We start from the raw sequence: 1017 nt of genomic DNA, 5'->3' as shown, positions 1-1017 counted from the left end.
GAGCTTCATGAACTGCGTCGTAGAGTATATGACGAGAAAACTGTTCAACGATTTGCTGAAGCAGATCAAAAGCAATCTGCTTGGGATGCACGTTTTGCTGAGTATCGGCAAAAAAGGGAATTAGTATTGAATACCAATGGTTTGTCAGATTCTGATAAGCAATTAGAAATTCAGGCCTTGCAAGCATCTATGTTTGATGTGAATGAGCGCAAGCGCTTAGCGACCTTAGATAAAATGGCCGATAGAGAAATCTGAGCCGTTTATTCTTGTTTAATTTTCTTAGGCATTCCAGCCAAATAGTTGCACATTAATCTGATCTCGTCCGCCTTCAACCCCAGTTTTATCTTATATTAAGACTATAAAAAAGCCGCTTCTGGTCACCCATTAGCGGTTTTCTAATTTAAGAGAGGTCAGGTATTTCGATAGAAAAACTGACCTCAATTAGTACAGCAATTGCTATTACAAACCCATGTCTCGGAAACGATCAGCGTGGTTTTTGTATAGCGTCTTAGGATCAGTCTCTAAAAGATTACTCAGACCAAATAGCATATTCGTAGCATCTAAATGGTTCATCCAGCAATCGTCACGAATGTTCTCACCCCAACGTTGCGAGCATTTAGCAACTAAGCCATCTGTCTGTTCGCCATTGTAGTAACCCAATGCGTCAGTAAGCACGAATAAAGCATCACTTATGTCTGCGATATTTGTGGTTGTGCCAATACTTCCCCATGAGTAGTAATGAATGCCGTTAACAAGGTTGGCGCCGTTACCACAATAAGTTGTTGGCTCTCCGTCAGGAAACTCTTCTGTGAAAGCTAATGCGCCTTCAGAAGACATAAACTTAACGGTTTCTAGCGCGTCACTGGCATATTCAGGATTACCTGCGAGTGCGTCGAGTACGTCTCCGGTTAAGTTCAACAAATCTGCCGCTATGCCTTCAAGCGGTCCACCAATAATGTTGTCGACACCCCAATCCGCAAACCCAGAGCCATAGTTGATGCCGTTTACTGATGTCAC

Annotated in this window: 1 protein-coding gene and 1 pseudogene; one reads left to right on the top strand and one right to left on the bottom strand. The window is 42.7% G+C overall.

Features of this window, described 5'->3' with window-relative positions; all coding sequences use genetic code 11:
* The coding region (locus tag A3739_RS04705; protein ID WP_156502359.1) for a lipase secretion chaperone at positions 1–255 on the top strand (255 nt) is incomplete at its 5' end.
* 204 nt (positions 256–459) lie between these two features.
* On the opposite strand, the pseudogene A3739_RS29345 reads toward A3739_RS04705, so the two are convergent.
* Positions 460–1017, bottom strand: a pseudogene (locus A3739_RS29345) (lipase); the annotation flags it as partial.

The sequence above is a fragment of the Oleiphilus sp. HI0067 genome, from assembly GCF_001635735.1.
This window is presented reverse-complemented; position numbering and strand designations above follow the sequence as displayed.